The organism is Pseudoalteromonas sp. SD03 (genome assembly GCF_040937955.1).
In the GTDB taxonomy this organism is placed as follows: domain Bacteria; phylum Pseudomonadota; class Gammaproteobacteria; order Enterobacterales; family Alteromonadaceae; genus Pseudoalteromonas; species Pseudoalteromonas tetraodonis.
Map to the genome: position 1 here is coordinate 708,493 of NZ_CP162514.1, position 25,518 is coordinate 734,010.

21 protein-coding genes are annotated in these 25,518 nt (G+C 39.9%); 17 read left to right on the forward strand and 4 right to left on the reverse strand.

The window, feature by feature from the left end:
- Nucleotides 1-61 precede the first annotated feature (61 nt).
- Entirely contained in the window at nt 62-2,539 is a 2,478-nt protein-coding gene (locus tag ABZP26_RS03365) for a hypothetical protein (RefSeq protein WP_368485366.1), read from the reverse strand.
- Nucleotides 2,540-2,604: 65 nt separating this feature from the next.
- Between ABZP26_RS03365 and ABZP26_RS03370 the strand changes: the two genes are divergently transcribed.
- From ABZP26_RS03370 to ABZP26_RS03380, 3 genes are all read left to right on the forward strand, one after another.
- Complete coding sequence (locus tag ABZP26_RS03370; protein ID WP_368485367.1) at nt 2,605-4,356, forward strand: MFS transporter; 1,752 nt, start codon at nt 2,605-2,607, stop codon at nt 4,354-4,356.
- Nucleotides 4,357-6,726: an alpha-glucosidase gene (gene ygjK / locus ABZP26_RS03375; protein WP_368485368.1), complete on the forward strand. Its 2,370-nt coding sequence runs from the start codon at nt 4,357-4,359 to the stop codon at nt 6,724-6,726.
- Between the two features lie 169 nt (nt 6,727-6,895).
- The gene (locus tag ABZP26_RS03380; RefSeq protein ID WP_368485609.1) at nt 6,896-7,864 is read left to right on the forward strand and encodes a dihydrodipicolinate synthase family protein; all 969 of its coding nucleotides are present in this window, start codon (nt 6,896-6,898) and stop codon (nt 7,862-7,864) included.
- Nucleotides 7,865-7,939: 75 nt separating this feature from the next.
- On the opposite strand, the gene ABZP26_RS03385 is transcribed toward ABZP26_RS03380, so the two are convergent.
- Together ABZP26_RS03385 and ABZP26_RS03390 are read right to left on the reverse strand one after the other, a co-directional pair.
- Entirely contained in the window at nt 7,940-9,154 is a 1,215-nt protein-coding gene (locus ABZP26_RS03385) for a M24 family metallopeptidase (protein ID WP_368485369.1), read from the reverse strand.
- 42 nt (nt 9,155-9,196) lie between these two features.
- Nucleotides 9,197-10,444, reverse strand: coding sequence for an NAD(P)/FAD-dependent oxidoreductase (locus ABZP26_RS03390; protein WP_368485370.1), 1,248 nt, complete (start codon nt 10,442-10,444; stop codon nt 9,197-9,199).
- Nucleotides 10,445-10,711: 267 nt separating this feature from the next.
- Between ABZP26_RS03390 and ABZP26_RS03395 the strand changes: the two genes are divergently transcribed.
- The 10 genes from ABZP26_RS03395 to ABZP26_RS03440 all read left to right on the forward strand — a co-directional run bounded on the left by ABZP26_RS03395 (nt 10,712) and on the right by ABZP26_RS03440 (nt 22,191).
- Nucleotides 10,712-10,927: a hypothetical protein gene (locus ABZP26_RS03395; protein WP_010557845.1), complete on the forward strand. Its 216-nt coding sequence runs from the start codon at nt 10,712-10,714 to the stop codon at nt 10,925-10,927.
- A gap of 3 nt (nt 10,928-10,930) precedes the next feature.
- Complete coding sequence (locus ABZP26_RS03400) at nt 10,931-11,932, forward strand: 4-hydroxyproline epimerase (RefSeq protein WP_010557844.1); 1,002 nt, start codon at nt 10,931-10,933, stop codon at nt 11,930-11,932.
- A 13-nt stretch (nt 11,933-11,945) separates the two neighbouring features.
- A complete protein-coding gene (locus tag ABZP26_RS03405; RefSeq protein WP_368485371.1) occupies nt 11,946-13,442 on the forward strand; it encodes an aldehyde dehydrogenase (NADP(+)) in 1,497 nt (498 codons plus the stop codon).
- Nucleotides 13,443-13,562: 120 nt separating this feature from the next.
- Nucleotides 13,563-14,234 carry a GntR family transcriptional regulator gene (locus ABZP26_RS03410; protein WP_069439272.1) on the forward strand — a complete coding sequence of 224 codons (672 nt, stop codon included), beginning with the start codon at nt 13,563-13,565 and terminating at the stop codon, nt 14,232-14,234.
- A gap of 310 nt (nt 14,235-14,544) precedes the next feature.
- The gene (locus ABZP26_RS03415; RefSeq protein WP_368485372.1) at nt 14,545-17,538 is read left to right on the forward strand and encodes a TonB-dependent receptor; all 2,994 of its coding nucleotides are present in this window, start codon (nt 14,545-14,547) and stop codon (nt 17,536-17,538) included.
- 164 nt (nt 17,539-17,702) lie between these two features.
- Nucleotides 17,703-18,749: a proline racemase family protein gene (locus ABZP26_RS03420; protein WP_350608122.1), complete on the forward strand. Its 1,047-nt coding sequence runs from the start codon at nt 17,703-17,705 to the stop codon at nt 18,747-18,749.
- Nucleotides 18,746-19,831, forward strand: coding sequence for a Xaa-Pro peptidase family protein (locus ABZP26_RS03425; protein ID WP_286890653.1), 1,086 nt, complete (start codon nt 18,746-18,748; stop codon nt 19,829-19,831). The genes ABZP26_RS03420 and ABZP26_RS03425 overlap by 4 nt, the downstream gene beginning before the upstream one ends.
- A gap of 1 nt (nt 19,832) precedes the next feature.
- Nucleotides 19,833-20,780: an ornithine cyclodeaminase family protein gene (locus ABZP26_RS03430; RefSeq protein ID WP_368485373.1), complete on the forward strand. Its 948-nt coding sequence runs from the start codon at nt 19,833-19,835 to the stop codon at nt 20,778-20,780.
- Between the two features lie 938 nt (nt 20,781-21,718).
- Nucleotides 21,719-21,847: a hypothetical protein gene (locus tag ABZP26_RS03435; RefSeq protein ID WP_280530088.1), complete on the forward strand. Its 129-nt coding sequence runs from the start codon at nt 21,719-21,721 to the stop codon at nt 21,845-21,847.
- A gap of 50 nt (nt 21,848-21,897) precedes the next feature.
- Nucleotides 21,898-22,191: an aminotransferase class V-fold PLP-dependent enzyme gene (locus ABZP26_RS03440; protein WP_244926792.1), complete on the forward strand. Its 294-nt coding sequence runs from the start codon at nt 21,898-21,900 to the stop codon at nt 22,189-22,191.
- Between the two features lie 99 nt (nt 22,192-22,290).
- Here the strand turns inward: ABZP26_RS03440 and ABZP26_RS03445 are convergent, their stop codons facing one another.
- Nucleotides 22,291-22,491: a helix-turn-helix transcriptional regulator gene (locus tag ABZP26_RS03445; protein ID WP_350608513.1), complete on the reverse strand. Its 201-nt coding sequence runs from the start codon at nt 22,489-22,491 to the stop codon at nt 22,291-22,293.
- A gap of 154 nt (nt 22,492-22,645) precedes the next feature.
- On the opposite strand from ABZP26_RS03445, the gene ABZP26_RS03450 reads away from it, so the two are divergent.
- Genes ABZP26_RS03450 through ABZP26_RS03465 form a run of 4 tightly spaced genes read left to right on the forward strand, consistent with a single transcriptional unit; the run spans nt 22,646 to nt 25,518 of the window.
- The gene (locus tag ABZP26_RS03450) at nt 22,646-22,885 is read left to right on the forward strand and encodes a hypothetical protein (protein ID WP_119853811.1); all 240 of its coding nucleotides are present in this window, start codon (nt 22,646-22,648) and stop codon (nt 22,883-22,885) included.
- Nucleotides 22,878-24,047: a DUF3596 domain-containing protein gene (locus tag ABZP26_RS03455; RefSeq protein ID WP_368485374.1), complete on the forward strand. Its 1,170-nt coding sequence runs from the start codon at nt 22,878-22,880 to the stop codon at nt 24,045-24,047. Before ABZP26_RS03450 ends, ABZP26_RS03455 begins: the two co-directional genes overlap by 8 nt.
- 33 nt (nt 24,048-24,080) lie before the next feature.
- Complete coding sequence (locus tag ABZP26_RS03460; protein ID WP_368485375.1) at nt 24,081-25,010, forward strand: HD domain-containing protein; 930 nt, start codon at nt 24,081-24,083, stop codon at nt 25,008-25,010.
- A 1-nt stretch (nt 25,011) separates the two neighbouring features.
- The gene (locus tag ABZP26_RS03465; protein ID WP_368485376.1) at nt 25,012-25,518 is read left to right on the forward strand and encodes a hypothetical protein; all 507 of its coding nucleotides are present in this window, start codon (nt 25,012-25,014) and stop codon (nt 25,516-25,518) included.

The following is a 25,518-nucleotide window of genomic DNA, read 5'->3' on the forward strand; positions in this document are numbered from 1 at the left end:
TATCTAAAGAGAAGATTAAAGCCACTTTCTTGCGAAAGTGGCGTTTGTCCTATTGTTAAGCTTAGGACAAAGTTAGCTCTTGAATAAGGCGAATAGGCTCACCATCAACATTTAAAATGGCCTTTACAGAAATCTGTTGTGGTTTGTCAGTTTTTGTTACTTTGAAGGTGTATGTTTTTTGTTCATAAGGTGCTAAATCAACACTTTTCTGTTGAGATTTTGAGGGAGTGGCTTGCTCGAATGATGTCGAGGTTAGAATAATGTCCCCAGTTGTTTCTCCAGAATAAGGACCAGATAAATTAAACGCTACTAACCAATGGTCTCCATGCTCTTTCGTTTTTACTACATTAAACTCAACGCCATTAAACGGGGTTACTCGCTTTGAGAGCGTAGTTTGGTGCGTTAACGACTTCCATTTGAGAGTTTGCGCAATAGTAATCTTATCAGCATTTATTTCTGTTGGCAGTGAGATATTATGTGTTCCTGAAGTCAAGTTGCGTTTTAGCTGATGAGTTTTGCTTGGCTTATCAGCGCTATCTATGAGTGATACTTGTGCAGTAATTTCTAAAGGGGAATCAGTTGGATTGACCACTCTTAAAAAAGGCTTCTGTTGGTGATAATAAATATCAGATTTAACCCCGGAAAGTGTACTAAAACCAGCATTATTTAATGTGGCTATATATTGACTTTCTAAGGCCTCTAGTTCAGAACTGGCTTCATCATGCAGCTCTATAGAGGGTAATTTTGCTAAAATATTACTCAACTCAAGATCGCATTGTGGTATAAACCCCTCGTGTTGCTGACAGGTTTTAAAAACTCGGTTTAGTAGATCATAATTTTTAAAAAGCCAAGGGTTTGTAAGCGCATTCTCTGCTGTGATAGGCAACAAGCGAGAAGGGGTAGGGTTAAATAAGTACGGGGTGATTTTATGATTGTTATTTTGACCTAACAAGCTGATCTTTTCGCTGTTAAGTGTTGCAATCATTTGCTTATTCAGGGGAATAGAAAACTGCTGGGTTACTTTCTTACTACCACGTTGAGCGTGTAAGTTAACGCGTAACTGTGCTTGCTCGAGCGTTAGGTTTATTGCAAGTTTCTTATCTGCAATTAATGCATCTTTTATCTCAGGTGTCAGGGCTATTTGCTTTGTTTTAAAGTTATCGTAGTTTTGTACATTTATAATTAAGTGACTGCTATCTTCAACAACCAGCATCAGCAATTGATCATCACTAGCCTGCTCTTCACCAACAAAAGTACGGCGATATTTTTGGTTTTTTTGGTTACGCTTTCCTTGTAATGCTATGCCAATTTTTCCTCGATGTAATTGAGCAGCTTCGAACTCGATTAGCGCGGCCACTTGGTTTTTATTTGCTACATCAATGAGTGAACTAGGTTTTGGCGCTGGAAAGTCCATGACTGGGTGGTTGGCAGCAGAGGGGGGATTAATATCTAATCGTGATAACGCCGTTGATTGAGTATTACGCAGCCAGTAAGCGTTGCCGTCTTGCTCCCAAGGCCCTGATACAATATGGAAACTAGGTTGGATATTTTCTACAAAATCAGCAAAACCTTGTTCTATTTCCGACCAATTTTTAAAAGTACTTTTAAGCAGTGAGTTAGCTGTTGAAAGTGTGGCTTCGCTGTGTGGGTTCGCCAGTCTTAGCTCTTCAATAAAGTGAGCAAAGTACTGTGCCCGTTCAGGAGAGCTTAAAAGGTAATGAATTATAAAAAAATTAAGTCCACGTTTTAGTGCTGGATCGTCATTTATTTCTTCAATTGTAGGTTTATTTGCGCTGTAATATTGTTTTAAACCGGTTTCAATGTAATTCATTGGGGCGCGATCAAATACCATGACGGTGAGTTGTTTTTGCTTAGGATCATAAACATGGTGAGCAATCGAATCAGCTAAACCTTCGGTGATCCAATTAGGTGCCCACGTTGAATGGCCGTTTAATGCCATATGAAAAGCATGCATGGTTTCGTGAATAACTATATAACGCTGATGGTGCTCACGGTGGCTGGGGAAATTATATCCGGCACGGTTATAAAACATAGTTTCACCACCGGCCGTTTTATGTACTCCACGTAAAAAACCATCATCAAGCATGGCTTCTCGTACACGGGAGCGACTACTACCATAAACAACTGCAATGCGTTGGCGCTCAATATTTGGGGGAGCCATGCCAAATAAAGCAACATAATGTGGATATGCCATTTCAAGTAGCTCTAAGTATAGCGTGACCTTCTCTTTGGGTAGATCACTTTTTAGCGCAAAGTGCTTACTTACCCACCAGTTGTAGCCCCGACTATTTCCTATTTTGCCATCGCTGTATGTATATGGAATTGTTTTTCCTAAAAACTCAATATCGATATTATTGAGTGTGCTGGTATAGCCCTGGACGGTAATGTTTGCTTGCATTTTACTTGGGCCGCTTTTTATGTTGCCGATATCAGGTTTATTATTCGCACTAGTATTAGGCGTGGGCTGACAGGCAGTGAGTAGTAAAGTTAATAATGTGAGAGATATAATTTTTGTCATTTTAGTTGCTTTGTTTGTATATTGTATGCAATATAAAATACTGCGTTTAATTGAAAAAGTAAACTATGAATAATAACCAGCAATTACAATCAGCAGCACAGCAGGAAACTGGTAAAAATAAACAAACTTGGCGTAGCTTTGGGTTAGGTTTCTACTTGGCTAATACCATGGAAATTTTTGAGCGTTTAGCTTGGTATGGCTTTTTTGCAGTATCGTCGGTGTATATGACCACACCCATTGAGCAAGGGGGGGTCGGATTTAGTGATGCAGAGCGAGGCGCCGTACAGGGGATAATTCCGTTTTTTTTATACTTATTACCTGTGATCACTGGGGCTTTTGCCGATCGCTATGGCTATAAAAAAATGTTTACATGCTCATTTGTTGTGATGGCGCCAAGCTATTACTTCTTAGGTCAAGTGACTGATTTTAATTCGTTCTTTATGATTTTAATGTTAGTCGCTTTTGGTGCATCCTGCTTTAAACCTGTGGTAGTAGGCACTATTAGTCAAAATACTAACGACAGTAACCGAGGATTAGGCTTTGGTATTTTTTACACTATGGTTAATTTGGGGGGCTTCATTGGCCCGTTAGTGGCTGGGTATTTAAGGACTATTAGTTGGGATGCGGTATTTATTATGTCGGCATCTTGGATTGTTATTAATTTTATTCCATTGCTTTTTTACCGTGAGTCAAGCAGTAAACTACGTAGCAGCATAGGTGCGGCAGCGGTTTTACAGCAAGCTCAACATGTTTTGGGTAACAGCCGTTTCGCATTATTACTGTTTACCAGTGTAATTATTTTAATGACGGGGGGAGTTAGCTGGTTAACATACACTCAAGCTTTTTCACTAATTACGATTTGGTTAGCTGCGAACTGGTTATGGGATAAGTGCGTAAGCGTGCAAAAAGCGTCTAAATGGTATCTACAACCGGTGAGGGTTAGCAATCGTAGTTTTGCACTATATTTAGCAATATTAACGGGGTTTTGGACGGTATATAACCAACTTTTTTATACTCTACCTCTGTTTATACGTGACTATATTGATACTCAAGATTTAGTTGCACTCTTGAGTTACTTTGGTCAATCAGCAGTGGATTTTTTTGCTTATGTTGATATTCAAGCTTTAAGTAACAAACTGCAAACACTGGCTGCTACTCAAAGTCTAACACCAGTCAAAGAGGTAAATTTAGAGGCAGTGCGTCTAGAGTTAGTCCACCTAAAAGTCAATGTTCCTGTTGCTGAAATAGCGTTATTTTTTAAACAAGCTAGTGCTTCTAACTTTTCAGCTGAGCAAAGTATGCAAGTGGCGCAGCAGTGGCTTAAATACCGACAGGTAAACCCTGAATACCTGATTAATTTAGATTTTGCAGCTATTGTTCTGTTACAAATAATAGTAAGTGTTAAATGCCAGCATTTTAAAGTTATATCTGTCCTAATAAGCGGTTTAATTGTCACTGCAGGTGCTTTTTTAGTGTTGTTATTAATGAGCGCGGGGGTATTACTAAGCCAATTGGGCGGTTTAGTAGTGGTAACGGTTATATTATTAATTGCTTTTGGTGAAATGCTCACCTCTCCAAAAAGCCAAGAGTATGTAGCGAGCATAGCTCCAACAGGCAGTGCTGCTATGTTTATGGGTTATTACTTTGTATCTATGGCATTAGGCTTTTTATTTGCTGGATTTTTGTCTGGGTGGAGTTATGGTTACCTAGTCAAAGAGATAAAATCCCCCGAAATCATGTGGCTATTATTTGCAGGCATTGCACTAGTTACCGGATTTGGTTTTTATTTATTAGCGCGATACAAAAGGGTTAAATAAATGATTTTTAAAAATCTGTTTATTTTAATCACCGTGCTTTTAATCAGTCATTGTGAGGCTGCTGCTAGTGAGGTGGTTGATTATAAAAACTTAATAGATAGAACCGGAAGCCCATATTATATGCAGGACTTTGAGCAAGGCGGCCACCAACGTTTTAGCCCTCTTTTTGATCTAGGCGCGTGGCATGGACATTTGCTACCAACAGATGAAAACGTCGGTGCGTTCACCGGGCCTGCTATTGTTACTGAGGAGTATTTAAATTTTATAGCGCCTTATCTAGAAAAGCTGACTGTTTATAAAGGCCAGAAAATTGACGAGGCCAATAAAGTGAAGCTAGCAATGCGGGCTTACAGTGAACCCGGCGCGTTAGTGCAAGAGCTAAGCGGTGATGGGGTAAACATAACGCTTACTTTGCGCTTTGTGACAAATCGCACTTCATTAGTTAAAACACAGATTAAAACCACAGAGCCTGTTACATTACATTTCACAGGAAAGCTTATAAACCATTTACGTGCTAACAATGGCACCGAAAAAGCGGGGCGTTCGCCATTTGTGGTTTATCCGAAATTAAACCCCCGATGGCAAGTCACCAGCAATAGTATTGCGATTAGTTTTGGCAAAGTAAGGGCGCATGGACACATACTCACTTCGGGGAGCTCACAGTTATTGCTTAAAAAAACGTTAGCGGTTAGAACACGTCATGACGACCTAAGTTACTCAAGCACAACGCACATAAAAAACAATCGTACATTCTACACAAGCTATTCATATTTATTAAATAATCAAGAAGCGGTACGTGAAAAAGAGGTTATTGATAAAATTTTAAAGCAACCCGAACATCATTTATCACTTAGTAAATTACGGTGGCAAGAGTATATAAATAAAGCCACACAGCCAATTAGTAACAAGCAACCAGCTCTACAAAAACTTGCAGTAAAAAGTGTTGAAACGTTAATTGGAAATTGGCGTAGTAAAGCTGGTGCAGTAGGTTTTGATACCGTTAGTCCAGCCGTGACCGGTCGCTGGTTTTCAGGTAATCAAACTTGGCCTTGGGATAGCTACAAGCAGGCATATGCACTGGTAACATTTAATCCAGAGCTTGCTAAACAAAATTTAAATGCTGTGTTTGAGCATCAAATAACGCCAAACGATGCTGTCAGGCCATGGGATGCTGGATTTATACCTGACTTAGTGGCCTATAATTTTAGTGCAAAACGCGGTGGGGACGGCACAAATTGGAATGAGCGTAATACTAAGCCAAGCTTGGCAGCTTGGGCTGTGTGGCAGGTGTTTGAAAATACAGGCGATACTCAGTGGCTCGCGCACATATACCCTAAACTAGTTGCTTATCGTGAATGGTGGCTACGCAATCGTGATCATAATAAAAACGGTGTGCCAGAGTATGGTGCCACTGTTGATAAAGCTCATAATACTCGTGACGGCAAGTTATTATTTAATGTAAAAACCTCGGCAGGTTGGCGAACAAGAAGTGGCTTAAAAAACTATAGGACTTACCTAAGCGATGAAGCAACCTTAGAAATTAAAGTTCCGGCACAAACAGCCGCATCTTGGGAATCTGGTCGTGATGATGCTGCTGTGTTTGGTTTTATAAATAATCAACAGTTAAATCGTTATATAAAAAACGGCGGGATTCGTGGTGACTGGCACGTTGGTTTTGCAGAAAATCGCAATGATACAGGTATATTAGTTGGGTATTCATTATTGCAAGAATCTGTGGATCAAGCCTCTTATATGGCTGCTGATAACCGTTATTTAAGTAAAATAGCGAAGCAGCTTAAGTTACCGCACCAAGCAAGTTACTTTTTAAGGCAAGCCGCTCGGTTAAGGGATTATATCAATCGGTGCATGTTTGATAAAAATACAGGCTTCTACTACGACATTGAAATAGCAGATACCCCCTTAGCGAATGATTGCGCTGGGAGGTCTTTAGTAAAAAGAGGCAAAGGTCCTGAAGGGTGGTCACCGTTGTTTAATCAAGTAGCGAGTATGGAACAGGCCAGTGATGTGGTAAAAACAATGCTTGATAACAATGAGTTTAATACTTACGTTCCGCTTGGCAGTGCTGCGCTGACTAATCCGGCTTTCGGTGCGGATATCTATTGGCGTGGACGAGTATGGATTGATCAAGCTTACTTTGGGTTAGTAGGTATGAGTCATTACGGTTATTGCAAACAAGCTCAACAATTAAGTGAAAAGCTATTAAATCATGCCAATGGTTTGCTTTCTAATGCGCCAATACGTGAGAATTATAATCCGCTTAATGGTGAGCAACAAGGAGCGCCTAACTTTTCATGGAGCGCAGCACATTTATTACTAATTGCTCAAAAGCAAGGTAAATGGTGCCAATAATTGGCACTATTTAATTCAGTTCACCAGACTAATCACACTAAGGGATAAATTAATCACCACTGCTTAAGCTTCACAAATTACAAGAGAACTAACACAAATAGAATATTGTATACAATATTCTATTTGTGTTAGTATTTATAGGAGTTACCTTTAAGCAACAGGAAATATGATGAAAACAACGAACACAGATTGGCGCTTTTCAGTTATGCCGGCCGTATTCACATGGCTAAAAGAGTCTGAATCAGGATCATTTGAAATAGACTTTGATACAACAAAGAAATACGCTGCAGAAATTTTAAAAGTGCAAGGGAAAGGCGGTAGTAGAATGGGGGGGCTTGTTGGCTCAGGCACATTAGGTGAAAATAGTTATCTAAGTGTTGATCAGCGTCTTTCTTTACTTGAAGCTCTTTCTGATGTTGCAAAAGAATATGGTGTCCCACTGATCAGTGGCGCAGCGGCAGAAACGAAAGAAGAAATCGCTGAAATTGTAAAGCAACTAGCATCTGTTGGCGTAGATACCGTTATGGTTATGCCGCCAAAAACCAAAGAAGCACCTAGTGATGAAGACATGTATGCGTATTATGCGCTTTGTGCAACAGCCGCAAAAGAGGCGGGGATCACTATTATGCCTTATAATAACCCTGATGCAGCGGGCTATCATGCACTGTCAACAGAGCTTCTTAAAAAACTTGCTGCGCTTCCAGAAGTTACTGCACTAAAAATATCAACGTCAGACGTTTCAATCATTGAGACGATAATGTTAGAAAACAAAGATGCTAAAATTTTGGCAGGTGTAGACACAGTCACTGTGCATGCCGGACTAGCAGGAGCATGTGGCGGGATCACAGGTGTAGGTTGTATCTTTCCAAAAGCGAGTGTGACGATGCAGGAGTATGTAAATAAAGGGGAATGGGCTGAGGCTAACAAAATTTCTCAGGCTATGAATTCCATCTCTTACTTGGATGCTCAACCGCTACTTATGGAGTACCTTAAGTGCGCATTTGGAATTCATCATGACGATAAGGATGGTGGACTTCGTACCTTCGGTAATAAATTAACTCAACAGCAAATTGATGACGTTTGTGCAAGATATCTTTTAGCTAAAGAGAGACTCAAAGCTTTGGACTTGTTAAACTAATTCGTTTTCTAGTTCTTTCAAGTACTAATTAGCTGCACGGTAAGCATTCGCCGTGCAGCAATGAGTATATTTATCTTATAACCCAAATGGGTTTTCGAGGCTATGAGCGGGTTCAGTGAACCACTTTGGACCATTTTCAGTAATATAAAAGTGATCCTCTAAACGCACACCAAATTCACCAGGTACAACGAGCATTGGCTCATTACTAAAGCACATACCAGCGGCTAGAGGTGTTTTGTCACCGCCGACCAAATAAGGCCATTCATGGATGTCTAAGCCTATGCCATGCCCGGTACGGTGTGGGCAGCCAGGAGTTTGATACTTAGGTCCAAGGCCTTGCTCAGCTAAGTAAGAGCGGGCAGCGTGGTCGACACTTTCACAGCTTTGACCTATTTGAGCTGCATCAAAAGCGGCCATTTGTGCGGCTTTTTCATAATTCCAAAACTGTCGTTGGCGGTCCGTAGCTTCACCAAATACGTAAGTGCGTGTAATATCTGATAAGTAGTCGTGTACTTTACAGCCAGTATCAATTAAAACCATATCTCCTTTTTTAAGAATCTGTGGTTCTTTGACACCATGAGGAAATGATGTCGCGAGGCCAAACAAAACTATGCAAAAGTAGTTACCTGGCGCGCCAACTTTTTGGTGGGCTTGTTTAATAAATTCTTCTACCTCAGTCGTGCTTATACCCTCATATAGCATACTGGCAGTGGCCTGATGAACTTTTAAGGTCATATCCATCGCGCGTTGTATTAGCTTTAGTTCGTTTGCTGATTTATGCATGCGACAATGAGCAGTAACAGGCTGTGCATTAACGAGGTTTAAGCCTGTTTGCGCTTTATTTATGCCATCGAAAATGAAAAACTGCGCGCTTTCGTCAATCCCGATAGTACCATTAAAGGAAATACCTAACTCGGTTAGTATTTTTAAAAATAATAGGTATGGATTTTCATGCTCAAGCCAGCCGTGAATAGGGCCATCTATTACTTTAAATCCATTTAGTGAGCCTATCTCAAAGTCGGGTGCTATGTAATGCACTTCGCCCTTAGCGGGTAAAATAGCACCGACCATGCGCTCACTTGCGTACCAGCGCATACCCGTAAAGTAAGTAAGGTTAGTCCCTGCATTTAAGTAAATGGCATCAATATTATTGGCTTGCATATACTCTTGAGCACGGGCAATACGGGCTAGATGCTCATCAGCTTGAATGGGAATTAAATCGCGAGTCATATTGGAAAGACTAGCAAGTGCTTGTTCTTTCGTTTGAGTACTAATACCTTTGGTCATCATTAGGTTCTCCTATGTATTTGTTTAATTATAATTTTTAAAGAATTAGCGCATAAACCGGTTTATAGAATATGGCTCTAAATTTATGGAGGGGGCTTTATTGAGACACAAATCTGTAATTAACTCGGCAGTTATGGCTCCTTGTGTCAACCCTAAATGCTGATGACCAAAGGCAAAGTACAGGTTATTGTGATTGGGGGCTTGGCCTATTATAGGTAATGAGTCAGGCAATGATGGCCTACAGCCCATCCATGTAGTCGTGGCACTAAGAGGCTGGCTAGCTAATAACGCTTGTGCATGGGGCAGTAAAGCTAATGCACGTTTATTGTTAGCCTTTCTATTTATACCCGCAAACTCCACTGTGCCTGCCACTCTTAACCCTTGACTCATCGGGGTCATGATAAGACTCCGTTCAGCAGAAGCTACGGGCCGTGTTAGGCCATGGTTAATATTAACCATACAGTGGTAACCACGCTCGGTATCTAAAGGTGCTGTGTATCCAAGCGGCTCGATGAGAGAGGCACTCCAAGCACCCGCTGCGATCACGACTTTATCGAAATTGAGACTATCTTGTTCATCACTCACCATAAAACCTTCACTTTTAGGCGTGATAGCAACTACTTTCTGTTGACGAAATTGCCCTTTTAATAAACTGAACTTTTGCGCTAATTGGATACAAAAAAAATGTGGTTCAATACTATGAGCGACGTCTTCAAATAATAAAGCGTGATTTATTTTGTCGGATAAACTGGGCTCTAGAGCATGTACTTGCTTTGTATCAAGTAGCTTTACTTTAATTCCTTGCGCTTGATACATAGCCAAGGTGCGCAGCACATCAACCAATGGGGTTTTTTCAAAGGTAAGTAAACTACCTTGTTTAGTAAGCAGGTGGCCCAGTTGATAGTTTGCTAATAATCTTTCATAAGCATGAATTGCATGTTCATTTAAGGCTTTGAGAGCGTGTGTATGTGCGATAAATCTGGCAGTAGGCATATTTTTAATAAACTGCCAAAACCAAGGGAGAGCTTTTATTGCATAGCGCCAATCAATGCGCAATGGTCCTAATGGGTTAAAAAGCATAGCAGGTAATTTTTTTAATAATGCTACCTGCGCTAGAGGAAATACCTGTTCGGTGGCAAAGTGCCCAGCATTACCTTTTGAACAGCCTTGCGCTAGGCCATTTTCATCGTATAGCGTCACTGCAAAGCCAGCTTGTTGTAACTGTAAAGCTGTGCAAATACCAATTACACCGGCACCGATCACGGCGACTCTTTGAGTTCTTGTATTGGTCAAAATTACCTTCCCCTGATGATAAAAGTAAAACGCTATACGTTTTTTAAAAAATAAATCGATATTGTATTTACTGACAAGTAGTAAGAAAAAACTCTACAAGCTCTTTCTAACTCATTTTTAGTTATAACTTTCAATTGGTTATGTGTAATTAGTTATTTGTAATCTTTTAAGGGTGTGTACCTATAAATTTAATATCAAAATAGGATATTGATTATTGTATACAATATACTTATCATATCAAGCATAAATTCAGTTCGGAATAGGCAAATGAAAACCAATTGGCATGGTATAAACCCAGCAATGGCCGCTCAGTTTAATAGTGATGAGTTAGTTAGCTCTACATGGCAACTAGTTGGCAGCGCTATAGTAAAAGCTATAGCAGATTTTAAACTACTGGTTGTAAATGAAAAAACTTCTTCATCAACGCTTAACGATACTGCGAAAGCGTATTGTGTTGATGTAAATAAACCTAAATTGGATTAAGTGATGCGCAAAGGAACATTTTTTTGTATAGATGGCCATACTTGCGGTAACCCTGTGCGGCTTATAACAAGTGGCCACCCTCTGTTACAGGGAAATACCATGAGCGAAAAGCGCCAGGACTTTTTAGCTAACCATGACTGGATCCGTCAAGCGCTCATGTTTGAGCCCAGAGGTCACGATATGATGTCGGGCGGTTTTTTATACCCACCTACTAGCGAAGATGGTGATGCAGCCATTTTATTTGTAGAAACTTCCGGCTGCTTACCTATGTGTGGTCATGGTACAATGGGTATTGTTACCTTCGCCTTAGAGCATGGTTTGCTACATGCTAAAACCCCCGGTACTTTAAAACTGGATACGCCAGCAGGACGAGTTCAGGTCAATTATGAAATGACTGGTGGTAAAGTGCAGTGGGTTAAAATTTACAATGTGCCTGCTTATTTAGCGCATCAGTCTATATGTATCAATATTCCAGAGTTGGGCGAATTAAAGGTTGATATCGCCTTTGGTGGTAACTTTTATATTATTGTTGAACCACAGGGCAACTTTAAAGGTATTGAACATTTTAGTGCAGGGCAATTACTCAAATACAGCCCATTAGTGCGTGATGCTATTAATACCAAAATACAATGTATCCATCCGCTCGACTCTACCGTTCAAGGTGCTAGCCATGTGTTATGGACTGGCTCACCCAAAAATTCCAACTCAGATGCGGCTAATGCGGTTTTTTATGGAGATAAAGCCATTGACCGCTCACCATGCGGAACAGGCACTAGCGCCCGCATGGCTCAGTTGTTTAGTAAAGGCTTATTGCAGCAAGGCGATGCATTTATTCATGAAAGTTATATTGGCAGCCAGTTTATTGGCTGTATAGAGCAGGTGTCTGAAGTGGCAGGTCAAACTGCTATTTTACCTAGCATTCGCGGCTGGTCTCGGGTAACCGGAACGAGCACCATTACAGTAGATGACGACGACCCATATGCCTATGGGTTTCAAGTAATTTAACGAGGAGAAAAGCATGACATTAACAGGACAAAGCCTAATTGCCGGACAATGGCAAGGTCGCGCTGAGCAAGGTGAATTTCAAGCCTTTTCACCGGCTAAAAATCAATCATTATCGACACGCTACTTTAATGTAACGAGTACTCAGTTAAATACGGCAGTTGATGCTGCTGATAATGCTTTTATCGAGTACAGAAAAACGAGTTTTAGTCAGCGTGCAGATTTTTTAGAGTGTATTGCAGAGCAAATTTTAGCACTTGGCGATGATTTACTAACGCAAACCGCGCAAGAAACCAATTTACCTATGGCACGCTTACAAGGTGAGCGAATGCGTACGGTTAATCAGTTAAAAGCATTTGCCAGTGCACTGCGTGAAAACCCAGATTCACCACTAGGTTTAAAGCTGCTTGATGAAGCTGATAGTAATCGCTCGCCACTACCTAAACCTCGTACAGAGCTTAATTACTTACCGCTTGGGCCTGTAGCTGTATTTGGTGCGTCTAATTTTCCGTATGCATTTTCAACACTCGGAGGGGATACCGCCGCCGCACTTGCAGCAGGCTGCCCAGTGGTTGTTAAAAATCATACTGCGCATCCAGGCACAGGGGAGCTAATGGCTCGTGCAGCGCTTGCTGCGATTAAAGAATGTGATATGCCGCTAGGTGTATTTTCAGTGCTGCAAAGTGATGTTTACGATATTTCGCATCAATTAGTCGCAGCTCCGGCCATTAAAGCAGTCGGTTTTACTGGGTCGTTTAATGTGGCTAACTTACTGCAAGCTACTATAGCGAAACGCCAAGAACCAATTCCATTTTATGGTGAGCTAGGTAGCATAAACCCACAAATAGTTTTACCCAATAAAGCGCAAAATGAAGGTAAAGCTATGGGTGAAGCTCTTTGCCAATCAATGCTAATGGGTAATGGCCAATTTTGTACCAGTCCTGGCTTATGGCTGGTACCAACGGGCTGTGATGAATTAGAAGCCGAGGTAGCCAACTGCATTAGTGCAGCCGCCTCAGATACTTTATTAACCCCAGGTATTGTGAAGACGTTTAAAAAGCAAGTTAGCCAGCGCAGTGAGCTCGAAAACGTAGAGCTTATTGCTAAAGGGGAACTCACAGAAGACTTTCATGGTAATGCCCACGTATTTGCATGTAATGTTGATACTTATTTAGCAACTCCAATGTTACGTGAAGAAGTATTTGGCCCAGCCGCTTTATTGGTTCGTTATGAAAGCATGGAGCAGTTAAGCTTACTAGTAGCAGCGCTTGAAGGGCAGCTTACGGCAAGTGTGCATGACAGCGCTGATGATTTAGCTAAAGCTGAACACGTTATAGAAGAGCTGAAATACAAAGTAGGGCGTTTAATACACAATCAAATGCCAACCGGCGTAGAAGTATGTGGCTCAATGAACCATGGTGGACCTTTTCCAAGCTCCACAGATGTTCGCAGCACTTCTGTTGGGTTAAATGCAATGTTGAGATTTTTGCGACCAATTTGCTATCAGTCTTAGTTAATTGTAGCGGGAGTGGAAATTGCATTTCCCGCTATCTCTTTATTATGAAGGATTCTAACTTGGCATGCGTGTTTTCATAGGTATAATGCATATTAAATGCAATTTATAGAAATTACTATGGCCATAGAACATAAAACTCGAACTCAGCTTGTTGCAGAAGCTATCCGCGAAAAAATTCTTTCAGGTGAAATCAAAGCGGGTGATCCGCTACGTCAAGCAGCATTAGCCACTGAGCTAAACGTAAGTCGGATTCCAGTACGTGAAGCTTTGCTTCAACTCGAAGCTGAAGGGTTAGTCAACTTTGAAGCTCATAAAGGTGCGACTGCTACACAGCTTTCGGCATCTCAAATTGATGAGATTTTTGATTTAAGAGCATTGCTCGAAGCGGAACTACTAAAACATTCGATAAATAATTTAACTGATCAGGATTTAATTGATGCAGAATTAATTTTAGCTGAGCTTGAAAGCGCTATGGACGCTGGCGATACTCATTTAGCTACTGGAGATTTAAACAGTCAGTTTCATGCTAAATTATACAGCCGCGCCGCGCGCCCACAAACCCGTGAGCTGGTTGATATGTATAGTAAAAACTCTGAGCGCTATGTACGTATGCATATTTTATTGGCAGGCGGTTTAACAAAAGCTCCTGAAGAGCACCGTACTTTACTCGAGTTATGCAGAAAAAAAGACTGTCAAAATGCCTGTGAATTTCTAAAAAATCATATTGTTAAAGCTAAAAACGATATAAAAAAATTACTTATAAAATTAGAAGGTGAAAAAAGTAATTAAAAATATATCTGGCAATTAGTACAGGCTACTAAACTCTAATTTATAACTTTAGGCATCGCTTTAGCTTTCCAGCAGCAATAAGACAGTAGCGATGTCTTCCTCCCTTTTTATTATTCCAATTAACACCATAAATAGCTCCTTTCTGTTGGGTCGAAAGTTCATAAATTTTTTTACTATTAAGATCAGTTGGTTATTTTTGAATGTGAATTTTATGTATATTTAATATTGTATACAATATGTAATAAGTGTATATTTTTTGTCGTCTAAGTTAAATAGGCAATAAAACCAACAGGAACAAGGGAACATTCACATGTTTACAAATAATAAAAAGCAAACTCGGGGAATAGGCATTAAATCGCTGTTAGCAACGGCGGTAACAGCTGCATTAATAATGACTCCTACAGCAAAAGCAGTTGATGGTAGTAGCATTGTTAAAGGTCATGTAGTGGCACAAGCTGGCAACGATTTAACCGGGGCTACAATAACTTTAAAACATAAAAGTAAAGGCTTAGTGTATACCATTACTAGTAATAATGATGGTGACTATTTACTGCGCAATGTGCCAGTTGGTACATATGATGTCACTATAAGTAAAGAAGGGTTTGAGCCGTTAGTTGAAGAAAATGTTGCAGTGACGATTGGTCAATCAATTATTCTCGATGCACAATTATATAAAGCCGGTAGTGATATTGAGCGAATTGCTGTTACTGGATCCGCTATTCGCCGTGTAGATATGGCTTCGTCTACTTCAGGTCTAACATTCAGTGATGCTGAATTAAAAGCTATGCCAGTAAACACCGGTTTTGAAAGTATTGCGTTATTAGCTCCAGGTACAGCTGCACCGGGTGGCGCAAGTTTTAATGGTGCTTCAAGCTTTGGTGGTTCATCAGCAGCTGAAAATGGTTATTACTTTAATGGCTTAAACGTAACCAGTATCCGTACAGGTTTAGGCTCAATTCGCTTGCCATGGGAAGCTATTTCACAAACGCAAGTGAAAACGGGTGGTGTTAGCCCTGAGTTTGGTGGAGCACTTGGCGGTATTGTTAATGCGGTGTCTAAGTCTGGTGATAATGACTTTAACTTCGGTGCAGAAGTACGTTGGGATCCTGATAGCTTACGTAGCCAGCACGACTCTATTTATCAAGAAAATGGGACTATTAGCACTAATACGAAGCAAAGTAGTTACGATTTTAAAGAGCTTCAGCTATGGGCTAGTGGTGCAATCATCGAAGATACCTTGTTTTTTTATGGTTTGTTTGCACCGCGCCGTGAAGAGTCAACTGGCGCAGGACAAACAACTTATTCTGATTTTGAGCGCGATGAAGACCGCTGGTTTACAAAAGTAGATTGGTTTATAAATGAAGATCACTCAGTGGGTTTTTCAGCGATGAACAATAAGCGCACCTGGACTGATAAAACCTTTGCTTACAGCTGGCAAGAGAATGTGATTGGAGAGCAACAAGGTGTGGATGCGCCTGGGGAAGATGGCGGTAAAGTATATAGCTTAAATTATAATGGCTACCTAACTGATGCTTTTTCAGTTTCAGCTGTCGTTGGCCGAGTGACAGAAAACGTTGAAAATGTGGTCGCATCACCAAACCCAGGTGTTTGGGATGAGCGTGATGGCTTTGTCACTTTGAGTCAACATACAAATTCATCGGTGACAGAACAAGAATTCACGCGCGACCAAGCAAGAATTGATTTCAACTGGGATTTAGATATGCACTCAATCCAGTTTGGTATTGATTATACTAATGTAAAAGTGGACTACTTTGAAGGCCAAAACGGCATTGGTGATGCAGAGGGCTGGTGGACGGTCAAGACTGCCGGTGAAAATGATGTATCAGGTGCACCTTTGGGAAGTGATTTTATAGAAAGACGAGTTCGAAGTCGCGAAGTCGATTCAGATACAACTTCACTCGCTTTTTACATCAATGACTCATGGCAAGCAACCGATAGTTTAGTGCTTAACATGGGGCTACGTTATAGCCAGTTTGAAAACACAGTATCAGATGGTCGTGCCTTCGTTGATATTGACAATCAAATAGCACCGCGTTTGCAAGCTATTTATGATATATCGGGTGATGGCAGCGCTAAGATTTTTGCTACATATGGACGTTATTTCCAACCCGTATCTGCGAACATGAATATCACCCAAGGATCTGCTTCGATTGAATGGTTTGAGTACTTTGAGTTAGATGAACTAGACGCAAACGGTGCACCAACTTTAATGGCTGATGGCTCGCCAAGCAGAGGAGATATGTTGCGAGATAGGCGTTGGCGCCAGCGTGGTATTACTGAACCAGGGTTGATTGCTTCATCTTCATTAAAACCAATGTACAGTGATGAATTTACTATCGGTTATCAGCAAGAAGTGTTCGATACTATGTCAGCGGGTGTACGCGCGATTTATCGTGATCTTGGACGCAGTGTTGAAGACACTGATGTCGGCCCGGTATTAGCTAAAAAACTGGCTGAAATGGGCATTACCGATAACGTGGGTCAAGGCTCTTATTATGTACTGAATAACCCAGGTGAAGCTATTCAAATGTCATATGATTTTGACGGTGATGGCCAGGTTGATGAGGTTAATTTAAGTGCTGATGAACTTGCTTTACCAGAGGCGCAGCGAAAGTATTTAGCGCTTGAGCTTACCTTGGATGGTAATGTGACGGATGATTTACGCATTAACACCTCATATACCTGGTCACATAGTTATGGTAATACCGAAGGGCTAGTGAAAACGGATAATGATCAAGCTGACCCAGGCTGGACAACCTCTTATGACTACGGTGACTTGATGGATCACGGCTATGGTAATTTACCTAACGACCACCGCCATGCTCTTAAATTTAGCGGCGCCTACAATATTACTGAAGCATTGACTGTTGGCCTTGTTGCCCGCACTACGTCAGGCCGTCCCAAAAGTTATTTCTCAGTTCATCCAGCGGGCGTAGATAGCTGTGCAGAGGGAAATCCTTGGGATGCGTGTATTAGCCAATATTATGATCAAGCATCACATTACGATGAAAATGGTAATCCAGCTCCTCGTGGTAGCAAAGGAAACCTACCTTGGTTAACGAATGTCGATATGTCATTGACCTACTACACGGACTTTTTTGGTACCGATATGACTTTAAAAGGCACCGTCTATAACTTATTCGATGGTGATAGTGCAATGTCAATCGATGAAGAACGTGCACAGTACGGTGATAATGGTTTAGAACTGAACCCAGACTATGGGCTAGTGACGGGGCGTCAAGGCGCGCGTTATGTGTCTTTAGTGGCGCGTATAGAGTTTTAACTCCCTGGTAAAACAGCTGTTTGAAAACAGCGGACTAAGCTATTTATCTTAGGGTAATTTAGTGTGTTGTTTTGATGTTTAAGCACATGCTCATTTGAGCCATACAGCCTTAATGCTAAGCAGGAAACTGCTTGGCATTTTTCGTATAAATTTTAAGGTTAACTATGACGAACAGTTTATATTTTCATTGGCAACAGCCTACAGGTGATTGGCTGCAAGTGCACACTCTTGATATGCACACGGGCGGTGAACCTTTACGCATAATCATTGATGGATTTGCTGAACTACAAGGGCAAACCATGATTGAAAAGCGCGCTGATTGCCTAACAAGATTTGATCACCTACGTAAAGCACTGATGTTTGAACCCCGAGGTCATGCTGATATGTATGGCGCGGTGATCACAAAACCTGAACGTAAAGATAGCCATTTTGGCGTACTGTTTTTACATAATGAAGGCTATAGCACAATGTGTGGTCACGCTATTATTGCGCTTGCCACAGCAGCCAAAGATAGCAGTATTAGCAACTTTATTGAGGGCATTAATGAGTTACGTATAGATACACCAGCAGGGCTTATCAAGGCATATATTACTCTTCGAGATAACCAACTAATAAGTGTTTGTTTTGATAATGTTGCTAGTTATGCAGAAAAGCTTGATATGCCAATTGAAATTCCTCTGTTTGGTGCCGTCAATTGTGATATTGCTTATGGCGGTGCTTATTATGCTTTTGTAGATGCTGATACTTTGGATGTGAGTTTAGCGCCCAACAATCATGAACAAATTATTAGCTTAGGAAAAATTATTAAGCAGCATGTTAATAGCCACTACCAACCAAAACACCCGACAGATGATGCGTTGAGCTTTTTATATGGGGTGATTTTCTATTCAAATTCACAAAAAAGTCATTCTGCATTTAGCCGCCATGTCTGCATTTTTGCTGAGGGCGAATTAGATCGCAGCCCAACTGGTACCGGTGTGAGTGCCAGAGCTGCATTAGAGTTTGCAAAAGGCAGGCTTAAATTAGGACAGCAAATAAGAATAGAGAGTATTTTAGGCTCTGTATTTTCAGTTGAGCTAAAATCGCAACGCATGTTAGCTGATACCCATGCAGTAATACCTAGAGTGAGTGGTGAAGCATTTGTTACTGGTAAACATACTTTTTTAATTGATCCAAATGATCCCCTAAAGCAAGGATTTATATTTCGATGAAAAATCAATTTATCTCTCGCCAACAATTACTAAAGCAGGCATTAAAAAAAAATGGGTTAACAGCGCTACTCGTATTAGGCCATGAAAATATTCGTTACTTAAGTGGCTTTAGCGGTAATGCTGCTTACGCGTTAATAACTGCGGAGGAAAGTGTACTGATAACCGATTATCGCTATTTTGGCCGAGCTCAAGCAGAGTCTATTGGCTTTGAGGTTGTCAGCCGTGATCGTGATAGTGAAACATTAGGTCAGTGCATAAATCGTTTTTTAACGACTAATAGTCAATTAGGTTTTGATGCCGCTTTTATTGATGTTGCGCTTTGGCAGCAAGTGGCAAGTGAGTTAACTAGTCATACAGTTACACAAGTTACCGGTATGGTTGAACGTTTACGCATGGTTAAAAATGATTGGGAAGTCGAGCAAATAAAAGCGGCTGCGGCCATTGCTGACGAAGCGCTTAGACAAACATTACCCTATTTTAAAGAAGGTGTAACAGAGCGAGACCTAGCGCTGGAACTTGAATTCAGAATGCAAAAACTAGGCTCTGAAGGAATGTCGTTTGCCACTATTTTAATGTTTGGAGAGCGTTGTGCACTGCCTCATGGCAGCCCGAGTGAGCGTACTCTATCTAAAGGTGATTTTATTACTCTTGACTTTGGCGCAGTGGTGAATGGTTACCGCTCTGATATGACTCGCAGTTATGTACTTGGTAAAGCTTCAAAGAAACAATCAGCAATCTATCAAAGCGTAAGCAATGCTCAGCAAGCAGCGATCAACCTACTCAAAGCAGGTGTTGACTGTCTAGACTTACAAAATATCTCACAGCAAGTACTCGATGACTCTGGTTTTGGTAAATGGGCAGGGCAAGGGTTGGGCCATGGAGTTGGCTTGTTTTTACATGAGTTGCCCTTTATTAATAAAAATTGCCGTCATGTATTAGAGGCAGGTAATGTGATCACGATTGAACCTGGTATTTACATTCCGAATTTTGGTGGTGTGCGAATAGAAGACGATATTTTAATAACTCAAAATGGTTATGAAGTATTAACCCACGCCCCTAAGCCGTTCGAATTGGAGGGTTAGGATGAAAGTAATAGATCAAACGCAAATTGATGACTCCCTAGATTTTGACTCGCTTCGTATTGCTCTACAGAAAGGGTTTGCTCAGCAGTTTACTATGCCCAAGCGTCATGTGTATGAGTTAGATAAAACAGACACAAACCATGACGCATTTGCCGTATTACCAGCATGGAATGAACAGGTTATTGGAGTAAAGGCATTTACCTACTTTCCAAGTAATACTGATAGTGAGTATGCGTCACTTTATTCAAAAATAATGCTGTTCTCTCGCGCTCATGGTGAACCTCTTGCTCTAGTTGATGGTACACGTGTAACACTTTGGCGCACAGCTGTAGTATCTGCTTTGGCAAGCTACTATTTATCGCGAAAAGATAGCCAGCATTTAGTGTTTTTTGGCAGCGGCAATTTAGCTGAGTATATGGTTCGAGCACACTTGAGTGTGCGCGATTTTAAATGTGTAACGTTAATTGGGCGTAATAAAGATAAAGTTGCTGTTTTACACAATAGCTTACAGCGTGCATTTACTGATATTGAGTTTGTTATCGGACAAAGTTGTGAAAAAGTTATTAAAAGTGCCGATGTGATCAGCTGCGCAACAGGTTCACCAACGCCATTATTTAAAGGTGGTTGGTTAAAGCCTGGTACGCATGTTGATTTGATTGGTAATCATCGCTGCGACTCGCGCGAATGTGACAGTGTTACTATCGCACAAAGTAAGGTATATGTAGATAGCAAGGAGAATGTTCTTGCTGAAGCTGGTGAATTGTTGATTCCTATTTCTGAGGGAGTTTTTGATGAAGCTAATATATCCGGCGAGCTTGCGGATCTAGCTAAAAAAAATAACTATGAGAGAAAATGTGAATCCGATATAACAGTATTTAAGTCTGTTGGCACAGCGTTAAGTGATCTTATAACTGCACATTATATTTATAAGTCATTAAAAAATGAGTAGCTTATTACTTTTATTACTAGGGCTTTGTTTTGTTATGTTGAGCTTACTAACCTTTATAAGATGGCTCAGGATTCGTTATGATAAGCACCATTGGCGAGTTTGTGAAATTGTAAACATTAACAATGTAATTGATAATAATGTGCGCAATTTAGAGCTTTTGCACTACAAGAGGATGTTAGTCAGCTATAAATTCAAAGGTAATTTTTATAGTGTTTTTGTTGCTTTTGATCAGCAGCTTATAGCCCAGTTTAAAAATGGGATTGATTGTACAATTTTAATTGACTCTAACAATCCTAATGTCACTTATCTTAATAGTAATTATTGGGTGAAGTACTGCGGAGTTTGGTTTTTTTCGGGCACTATTTTTATAGCTTTAAGTTTCTTAATCCACATCTGAATTGGGTATAATAAGAGAGCAGGTTAAGGTGTTTGCTTAAAGTGTGTAGTTTAGCTTTTTAAAAATGTATCTTATTTTGTAAAAGTTAAAATAGCTTACGACAACTGGAAAATCTTTTTCCCTTTTAAATATTAGTTGACTATAGTTTTTCTCAAAGTGGTGATGCAAATAAAAGGGACTCATAAGTATTAAATATTTAGGGTATACCTGTAATTAATAATTTAAAGGTTAGGCATATTTTATTCCTATAATCGATTGTCAGGGTATAGGTTTTTACTAAGGCTAAGTTGCAGGTTAGATCCCTGCCGAGAGCGCCATTTGCTCCCTTACCTTTTCTTGATAGTAAATACTAACATTCAAGTAAATGGTGACCTGAGTGTGACCAAGTTAAAAACGTTGACTTAAACTCACCATTAATTTTTAAAAGTGTTAATCTAATACTCTAACTAGCACATTTTACATCTAGCTAAGGAGTTGCATTATGATATACCTAGATTCAGCCGCATCTTACCCACTTCTTTCTGAAGTTAAAGAATAACTAATGCACGCATTTGAAAACTGTTATGCGAATTCTGCCTCTAGTCACCTATTAGGTGAATTAGCCTTAGCCAAGGTCAATGATGTAAGAGAGCTGCTAGCTGATGAAATAGGGGCTTTCCAAGTGAAATAGTTTTCACCAGTGGTGCAACAGAATCAAACAATATAGCTTTTAAAAGTTTATTGCTTGGAGATGAAAACCTAAAAACTAAAAAACACATTGTGATTTCATCAATAGAGCACAAATGTATTTTTGCAATCTGCGATTACTTCCAAAAACTAGGTTATGACATTTCACTTGTCAAACCAAATGCTAATGGGGTGATCACAGCTGAAAATGTTAAAGCAGTAATAAAAGAAGGTACAGCTCTTGTATCTATAATGCATGTATATAATAAAAATAAGCGCGACCGCGTTTTTCAAATTTTAGCAAACCTCGCTCGCGGCGGTGCATTAATTCGCAAGCACTTATTTTAAGGTGCTTCATCACTTCTTTGCTGCTAAGCCAAACACCTTTTTGAGAATTTAGCGCTATGTTACTTGAGAGATCCCCTTCAGCTTTTCGGTACTCAGGTATCAATCAATTTTCTCCAAAAGCTGGCCAACCTCACAATCGAAAAGATCACAGAGTTTATCAATAGCCTCTAAATCAATACGCTGTGCTGTTTCTTTATAAAGAAGGGTTATTGTATTTCTATGCAGCCCCGTTTCTCTGGCAACATCCATAACTTTCATTTTCCTTTCGCCCATTAGGCGAGCTAAGTTACATCTAATCACACCATTTAACCTCTAAAGTAACTTTTTGTCACCTAAAATGACAAAAAGTCATTGACAAATGCATCTCGGGGTGCATAATGTTATTCAGGATGACAAAAAGGTTTTCTGAATTAACCTTTGTCATTTATATTAGCATGACAATTAGGTGAATACTATGCAATCAACATCTACTTATTTAACCACATCAGAGTTATCAAAACTTATTAAATATGACTGTCGAACTATTCGAGAGCAATTGAAAGATTCGGTACTGCTGGAGGGGGTTCATTACATACGCCCATTTGGAGGGCGAAAGATCCTATACGACTGGGGAGCTATACAACGTGATATGTGTAAATTTTCTTTACAAGCTATGGCAATTCCAATGTCAAATGGAGGTATTTGTCATGGGTAGTATTAATTCACGTGGCTCAGGAAAATTGTACCTCGATTTCAGGTATAGAAATCAAAGATGTCGAGAGCAAACTGAGTTAAAAGACACACCTGCGAATAGGAAAAAGCTACAAAAGTTACTCGATAAAATTGAGGCTGAGATTTTATTAGGGTGCTTTGATTACGCGAAAACGTTTCCTAATAGTCCTCGATTAAAAAAGATCAAATATGCAGAAGAAGTTTTAAAAAACTCTGATGCTAGCTTTCCAATATTTAAGGACTTTGCTGAACTTTGGTTTACTGAAATGCAAGTTCAATGGCGGAAAAGTTATATCGCAACGATTCGAAATATATTGTTTAACAGGTTGATACCGTTTTTTGGAGAGATGCCAATAAATGAAATATCAAAATCACAGTTACTCAATTTTAGACTGCAGTTAACACAATTGAAAAAAAGTGGCGGTGGTTTGTTCTCTCCAAATCATATAAATCGGCATATGAAAGTTATGAGGTCGATTTTGCAAGAAGCAGCGGATCGATATGATTTTATAACTTCTTACAAGGGTATAAAGCCATTGAAAGGGCCTAAGCATCATATAAAGCCTTTATCTACCAATGAAATTGCGTTGATCCTCGATAATGTACGTGAAGACTTTAAAGAGTATTTTACAGTTAGAATTTTTACGGGTATGCGTACTGCAGAAATTGATGGCCTTAAGTGGAAATTTGTTGATTTTGAGCAGCGCGTTATTTTAATTCGAGAAACATTAGTTTCTGGTCGTGAAGAGTATACGAAAAATGACTTTAGTCAGCGTGAAATTCAAATGAGTGATGTAGTCCTTCGAGCAATGATGAGTATGAAGAAGCGAACAGGGCATCTTAAATATGTTTTTTGTGACAAGAATGGAAAACCTCTCGATCATAATTGGGTAACAAAAAGTGTGTGGTACCCATTGCTTAGGCGGTTAGGAATTGAAAGAAGGGTTCCCTATCAAATGAGGCACACAGCAGCAACTTTGTGGTTAGCTTCAGGTGAGAGCCCTGAGTGGATAGCTAATCAAATGGGGCATGCAAATACTGAGATGCTATTCCGCACATATAGCAGGTATGTCCCAAATCTAACTAGAAAAGACGGTTCTGCAGCTGATGGTTTCTTCAGCAAAATTTTAAAGCCAAGCCGATAAAGCTACACTTTTTATTACTTCAGGAATTTGATTATGAAAACTTTTGAAATCGACTCTATACAGCCATTACTATCTGATGTTATTGAATTTAAAAGGTTTATGGGTCGTTACTATTTAAGTAATATAACTATAAAGGAAGACTCCATTGGCCAAAAATGTTGGGTTCTGACTTTATCTGATGGCACCGGTGATTTTAATGTTTATTGTAATTCTCAAGAGTTGATGACTATTGAGCTTAAGGCCCATAGCATAGTGCATGTTGAAGCTGCTCTTTTACAGACTCATGGTAGTGCTTACTTTAAATGTAAGAATTTATTGGAATGTAACCATTCACATAAATTTGGAGAAGATCTGTCAAATCTTCCTAGATCGCAATGTCCTTTGCCAAAGTATTTTGACGCTCTCATCGTTCTCGTAAGCCGTGTACAAAACCCATATTTAAGATCCTTTATTAGGTCTGTATTGTTACAAAAGTCAGTGGGAGTAAGGTATCTGCAGTGCCCAGCGAGTCTTAATTATCATCATAATTATCCTGGTGGATTATTGAGACATTCTGTTGAAATAGCATGGGATATTTTGGGAGTAGGTGACTTAAATTCGCATGAAAAAGATATCGCTGTTGTTGCCGCGTTATTACATGATATTGGTAAAACGCTTACTTTAACGTCATCAATGCGAAGAACTGAAATCGGTAAGTTAGTGGATCACAGTCAGTTAACTCTTGAAGTTTGCTCTAATGAACTTAAGAAGCTGGAAAGCTTGGCTCCAAATGTTGCGAACCATCTGAGGCATGCATGGACTTGTTATTCTCCCAAAGCTAGGTATGGCTTCAAACCTAAAACTCAGGTTGCAAAGTATTTACAAAAAGTAGATAGAATGAATGCTGAAAATGACTATGGAGAGGGGTTCATTCCACAATTTTCGAACGTAACTGAAGTGCTGCGTGAAACGGTTGGAGGTTAGAATGAACTTGATTAATTGTGATTTTCAAAAAGTGGCAGGTTCTAAGTTGTTAAAAGCATTAAAAAAGGAGCTTTATTTGAATGTAGGTGAGCCATTTACCCAGTTAATGGTAAGACCGCAAAAGACTTTTGAAGGCTATCAGTTAGATCCTGCTACTCATGCAAAGGCACAGGCTGTACTACAGTACTTTAGCTCTTTTGGTTGTCCTATCAGTATGTTGAGGCTGGGGCGCTCTCTATCTCCTATGAATAAATTTGCAGGGTCTATACTTTCAGATGAGTTTGCTCAAACATATTTAATTTATGGTTTTCGAGTTATGCATATGTTTAAAAGTGACTTTACTGTGAGAGATAAACTAGTTGCTTACATAGCAAGCGTAGAGTTTAGGCAATCGTCGGAGTTACTTCTTCATTATATTCAAGATAAAAAGTTAGATGCTGAGGCTGAAGTCATAGGGCTCGCGTTAACTGGTATAGCAAGAGATGGACCAAGTATATTAAAGTTTTGA

What these genes read in the sequence shown, in the direction of transcription:
- ABZP26_RS03380 (WP_368485609.1), top strand. Translation starts at nt 6,896, where the DNA reads ATGAAAACAACGAACACAGATTGGCGCTTTTCAGTTATGCCGGCCGTA.
- ABZP26_RS03405 (WP_368485371.1), top strand. Translation starts at nt 11,946, where the DNA reads ATGACATTAACAGGACAAAGCCTAATTGCCGGACAATGGCAAGGTCGC.
- ABZP26_RS03460 (WP_368485375.1), top strand. Translation starts at nt 24,081, where the DNA reads ATGAAAACTTTTGAAATCGACTCTATACAGCCATTACTATCTGATGTT.
- ABZP26_RS03415 (WP_368485372.1), top strand. Translation starts at nt 14,545, where the DNA reads ATGTTTACAAATAATAAAAAGCAAACTCGGGGAATAGGCATTAAATCG.
- ABZP26_RS03425 (WP_286890653.1), top strand. Translation starts at nt 18,746, where the DNA reads ATGAAAAATCAATTTATCTCTCGCCAACAATTACTAAAGCAGGCATTA.
- ABZP26_RS03365 (WP_368485366.1), bottom strand. Translation starts at nt 2,539, where the DNA reads ATGACAAAAATTATATCTCTCACATTATTAACTTTACTACTCACTGCC.
- ABZP26_RS03465 (WP_368485376.1), top strand. Translation starts at nt 25,012, where the DNA reads ATGAACTTGATTAATTGTGATTTTCAAAAAGTGGCAGGTTCTAAGTTG.
- ABZP26_RS03450 (WP_119853811.1), top strand. Translation starts at nt 22,646, where the DNA reads ATGCAATCAACATCTACTTATTTAACCACATCAGAGTTATCAAAACTT.
- ABZP26_RS03435 (WP_280530088.1), top strand. Translation starts at nt 21,719, where the DNA reads ATGCACGCATTTGAAAACTGTTATGCGAATTCTGCCTCTAGTCACCTA.
- ygjK (WP_368485368.1), top strand. Translation starts at nt 4,357, where the DNA reads ATGATTTTTAAAAATCTGTTTATTTTAATCACCGTGCTTTTAATCAGT.
- ABZP26_RS03370 (WP_368485367.1), top strand. Translation starts at nt 2,605, where the DNA reads ATGAATAATAACCAGCAATTACAATCAGCAGCACAGCAGGAAACTGGT.
- ABZP26_RS03400 (WP_010557844.1), top strand. Translation starts at nt 10,931, where the DNA reads ATGCGCAAAGGAACATTTTTTTGTATAGATGGCCATACTTGCGGTAAC.
- ABZP26_RS03410 (WP_069439272.1), top strand. Translation starts at nt 13,563, where the DNA reads ATGGCCATAGAACATAAAACTCGAACTCAGCTTGTTGCAGAAGCTATC.
- ABZP26_RS03395 (WP_010557845.1), top strand. Translation starts at nt 10,712, where the DNA reads ATGAAAACCAATTGGCATGGTATAAACCCAGCAATGGCCGCTCAGTTT.
- ABZP26_RS03455 (WP_368485374.1), top strand. Translation starts at nt 22,878, where the DNA reads ATGGGTAGTATTAATTCACGTGGCTCAGGAAAATTGTACCTCGATTTC.
- ABZP26_RS03420 (WP_350608122.1), top strand. Translation starts at nt 17,703, where the DNA reads ATGACGAACAGTTTATATTTTCATTGGCAACAGCCTACAGGTGATTGG.
- ABZP26_RS03430 (WP_368485373.1), top strand. Translation starts at nt 19,833, where the DNA reads ATGAAAGTAATAGATCAAACGCAAATTGATGACTCCCTAGATTTTGAC.
- ABZP26_RS03385 (WP_368485369.1), bottom strand. Translation starts at nt 9,154, where the DNA reads ATGATGACCAAAGGTATTAGTACTCAAACGAAAGAACAAGCACTTGCT.